Source organism: Dietzia sp. Cai40 (assembly GCF_014145165.1).
GTDB classification, from domain to species: domain Bacteria; phylum Actinomycetota; class Actinomycetes; order Mycobacteriales; family Mycobacteriaceae; genus Dietzia; species Dietzia natronolimnaea.
This window is the reverse complement of the sequence record NZ_JAALEB010000289.1, coordinates 1-3951: the sequence shown is the minus strand read 5'-3', so window position 1 is coordinate 3951 and position 3951 is coordinate 1. Positions and strand designations below refer to the sequence as shown.

Here is a 3951-nt window from a genome sequence, read left to right as displayed (position 1 = left end):
ACGTGCGCGTGGGCGGCCACCACCGCATCGTGGTCGGGGAGGCCGGTGGCCCGGGCCGCGCCGAGGTAGGCGGCCGTCAGCGCCCCGAGCGCGCAGCCGGTGCCGATCACCTTCTGCAGCAGCGGGTGCCCCGACGTGATCCAGGTGGCGACTGTCAGCCCGCCGGAATTGGTGACGACCACGTCCTGCGCACCCGTCACCGCGACCACGCCCCCTGTGCGCTCGGCGAGCATCAGCGCGGACGGCAGTGCGGCGGCCACGTCATGTGTCGAGTCCACACCGCGGCCACCCACCCCGGCACCGGCCAGGGCGACGATCTCCGAGGCGTTGGCCCGGATCGCCGCGGGGCCGTGGTCGAGCCAGCCGGTGGCGAGCCCTGTGCGCAGCGTCAGACCGCCCACCGCCACCGGATCGAGCACCCACGGAGTGCCGTGCTCCCGCGCCGAGCCGATCGCGGCGTGCATGCCCTCCACCTGCTCGGCGGTCGGGTTGCCCACGTTGACCAGAACCCCGGAGGCGACCGCCGCGAAGTCGGCTGCCTCCTCGGGGTGGTCGACCATCGCGGGCGCCGCGCCGGCGGCCAGTAGGACGTCGGCCGTGACCTGGCGGACCACCGAGTTGGTCAGGCAGTGCACCAACGGCTCGGCCCGGCGCATCACCGAGACCAGGTGTGCGATGTCGACAGAGCTGGAACTGGGGCTGGAACCGGAGCCGGGTGCGGACATACCCCCAGTGTGCCGCCCCCGGCCGGACACGGGACGGAATAGGTCCCGCGGGGCGTGGGTTGGACCGGTCATGACCCCCTCCCCGATGCCCCTGTCCGTGATCGATTTCGCCTCCGTCCGTCCCGGTCAGTCGGTCGGGGAGGCGCTGCAGGACTCGGTGGCGTTGGCGCGCAGGGCCGAGGAGTTGGACTACGACCGGGTCTGGTACTCCGAGCACCACAACATGGGGTCCATCGCCTCCTCCGCGCCGGCGGTGCTCATGGCGCACATCGCCTCGCAGACCGAGCGGATCCGCCTGGGCTCCGGTGGGGTGATGCTGCCCAACCACTCGCCGCTCGTGATCGCCGAGCAGTTCGGCACGCTCGCCGAGCTGCACCCGGACAGGATCGATCTGGGGCTGGGCCGCGCGCCCGGCACCGACCCGCAGACGTTCCGCGCCCTGCGTCGCGAACCGTCGGCCGCCGAGCGCTTCCCCGACGACGTGCGGGAACTGCAGGCCTTCCTGGGCGACTCGCCGTCGGACCTCGCCCGCACGCGCGGCATCACCGCGACGCCCGGGCGGGGGACCAGGATCCCCCTCTACATCCTCGGGTCGTCGCTCTTCGGTGCCCAGCTGGCGGCGAAGTTCGGGCTCCCGTACGCGTTCGCCTCGCACTTCGCGCCCGACGCACTCGAGCAGGCCTCGGCCGTGTACCGCGACCGGTTCGAGCCCAGCGACCAGCTGGCCGAGCCGTACATGATCGCCGCGGTCAACGTGGTGACCGACGACGACACCGGGCGTGCGGCCCGCGAGCTGCACTGGTATCGCCGTCAGCGCGTGAAGCTGATGGCCGGACGCGGGCGCCACTTCTCGGACGAGGAGCTGGACATGGTGATGGAGTCGGCAGCCGGTCGCCAGATCCTCCACATGATCACCTACACCGCCGTGGGGGACGGCCCCGAGGTGCGCGATTACCTGCGGGACTTCGCCGAGCGCGCGGGCGCGGACGAGCTGATGATCGCCCCCGTGGGGTCGACCCGCGAGCGTGTCCACGGCACGCTGGAAGTGTTGCGCCGGGCCTGGAGTGACTGAGATGCCGGTCGCCCAGTGCCGTTGGTCACGTATTCGCAACCCGTTCCTGCTCACGGGTGGCCGTGGGTACACGGCAGGCCTAGAGTTGATCCATGGCCATCTCTGATGTAGGCGAGTACGCGCACCTCTCTCCCGAGCAGATCGACGAGCTGGGTCGGGAACTCGACGCGATCAGGGCCGACGTGATCGCCTCGCGCGGGGAGCGGGACTACCGCTACATCCACAGCGTGATCCGGCTGCAGCGGGGGATCGAGCTGGGAGCCCGTGCCGTCCTGTACCTGGGCGCCCGGAACCGCACGGCCTGGGCGCTCGGCACGGGCGGCCTGGCCGTGGCCAAGATCCTCGAGAACATGGAGATCGGGCACAACGTCCTGCACGGACAGTGGGACTGGATGAACGATCCGGAGATCCACTCCACCACCTGGGAGTGGGACCTGGTCGGTAGCTCCGCGGACTGGAAGCACACCCACAACTACCTGCACCACAAGTTCACCAACATCGTCGGGTTGGACGATGACGTGGGGTTCGGCGTCCTGCGGGTCACGCGCGATGTGCCGTGGGAGCCCAGGTACTCCGCCAACCTCCTGGTCAACACCGTGCTGATGCTTGGGTTCGAGTGGGGGATCGGGCTGCAGCACGTGCGATTCCAGGACGCGTTCCCGGGTTCCGGCGCCACGCCCGCCGACCGGCGCACAGCCAAGGCGTTCCTGCGGAAGGCGGGCAAACAGGTCCTCAAGGACTACGTCCTGTTCCCCGTGCTCGCGGGGCCGTCCGGCCGTCAGGCGCTCACCGCCACCGTCACCGCGAACATCCTCCGCAACATCTGGACCAATGCGGTGATCTTCTGCGGCCACTTCCCGGACGGGGCGGAGAAGTTCACCCCCAAGGACGTCAAGAACGAGACGCAGGCCGAGTGGTACCTGCGCCAGATGCTCGGCAGCGCCAACCTCGACGGCGGCCCCGTCATGAACCTCATGTCGGGCAACCTGTCGTTTCAGATCGAGCACCACATGTTCCCCGACCTGCCGTCCAACCGGTACTCCGAGATCTCGCTGCGGGTCCGCGACCTGTGCGAGCGGTACGACCTGCCGTACGTGAGCGGGCCGCTGTGGAAGCAGTACCTGCAGTCATGGCGCACCATCGCCCGACTCTCGCTGCCCGACCGGTACCTGCACCGGACCGCCGACGACGCGGCGGAGACGCGCAGCGAGAGGATGTTCGACCGGATGCCGCAGATGCCGGGCCTGGCGACGGCCCTGGCCGCGTTCCGGAACAAGGGGCGCCCCCAACTGGTCCGCTGACCGCTTTGGCAGACTGTCCGGCATGTCGCTGAAGAGCATGCTGGAGTCCGCCTCGCGCGGCGGGAGCGTCGAGATCTCGGACGGTTGGACGCAGGGCCGCGCGATCTACGGTGGCCTGACTGGGGCCCTGCTCCTCGCGTCGATCAAGGGGCGGCTGAAGGACGCGGCCGGGTCGGGGTCTGGGTCTCCACATCCGTTGAGGTCGTTCACCGTCTCGTTCGTCGGTCCCGCCACGACGGGCGCGGTCGAGGTCCACGCCGAGATTCTGCGGGTCGGGAAGAACGTCACGCAGGCCCAGGCCACGCTGCGGCAGGACGGAGCGATCGTCGCCACGGCGCTCGCGGCGTTCGGGAAGCACCGCGAGTCCACCATCGTGGTGCCACCGAGGCATCCCATGCCGGAGTTGCCCGAGCCCGGGACCATCGAGCCGTTCCCCTACATCGAGAAGATGACCCCGGAGTTCTACCGGTTCCTCGCGTTGAGGCAGGTCGGCGGCGCCCTACCGTTCAGCGGAGCCGAGACCGGAGACCTCTCGGGCTGGGCGCAGCTGCGCGAGGCCCCGGAGGAGTTCCACGAGGAGCATCTGCTGGTGCTCGCGGACGCGTGGCCGCCCGCGACCATCCAGATGCTGTCCGGGTTCGCACCCGCCAGCAGCCTGACCTGGACGCTGGAGCTGGTGGCGGAGATCGGCCCCGACACGATCCCGCCGGAGGCGCTGTTCGCCTACGAGGCGACCACCGATGCCTCCCGCGACGGGTACGCGCACACCCACGCCATGATGTGGCGACCGGACGGGGCCCTGACGGCGATCAGCCGCCAGACCATCACCGTGTTCGGGTGACGGCCGGCGGCT

General features: G+C 70.2%; 4 protein-coding genes. 3 read left to right on the top strand and 1 reads right to left on the bottom strand.

Going from position 1 to position 3951, the window contains the following annotated elements; all coding sequences use genetic code 11:
* A partial coding sequence (gene thiM, locus G6022_RS11360) for a hydroxyethylthiazole kinase (RefSeq protein ID WP_182691592.1) occupies nucleotides 1–725 on the bottom strand: 725 nt, incomplete at its 3' end.
* 70 nt (nucleotides 726–795) lie between these two features.
* On the opposite strand from thiM, the gene G6022_RS11355 reads away from it, so the two are divergent.
* The 3 genes from G6022_RS11355 (at nucleotide 796) to G6022_RS11345 (ending at nucleotide 3939) form a co-directional block, all read left to right on the top strand.
* Nucleotides 796–1797, top strand: a complete 1002-nt coding sequence (locus tag G6022_RS11355) for an LLM class flavin-dependent oxidoreductase (RefSeq protein WP_182639705.1) — start codon at nucleotides 796–798, stop codon at nucleotides 1795–1797.
* Nucleotides 1798–1889: 92 nt separating this feature from the next.
* Complete coding sequence (locus G6022_RS11350; RefSeq protein WP_182609811.1) at nucleotides 1890–3098, top strand: acyl-CoA desaturase; 1209 nt, start codon at nucleotides 1890–1892, stop codon at nucleotides 3096–3098.
* 22 nt (nucleotides 3099–3120) lie between these two features.
* Entirely contained in the window at nucleotides 3121–3939 is an 819-nt protein-coding gene (locus tag G6022_RS11345; RefSeq protein WP_182639704.1) for a thioesterase family protein, read from the top strand.
* Nucleotides 3940–3951: the final 12 nt, after the last annotated feature.

What these genes read in the sequence shown, in the direction of transcription:
- G6022_RS11355 (WP_182639705.1), top strand. Translation starts at nt 796, where the DNA reads ATGACCCCCTCCCCGATGCCCCTGTCCGTGATCGATTTCGCCTCCGTC.
- G6022_RS11350 (WP_182609811.1), top strand. Translation starts at nt 1,890, where the DNA reads ATGGCCATCTCTGATGTAGGCGAGTACGCGCACCTCTCTCCCGAGCAG.
- G6022_RS11345 (WP_182639704.1), top strand. Translation starts at nt 3,121, where the DNA reads ATGTCGCTGAAGAGCATGCTGGAGTCCGCCTCGCGCGGCGGGAGCGTC.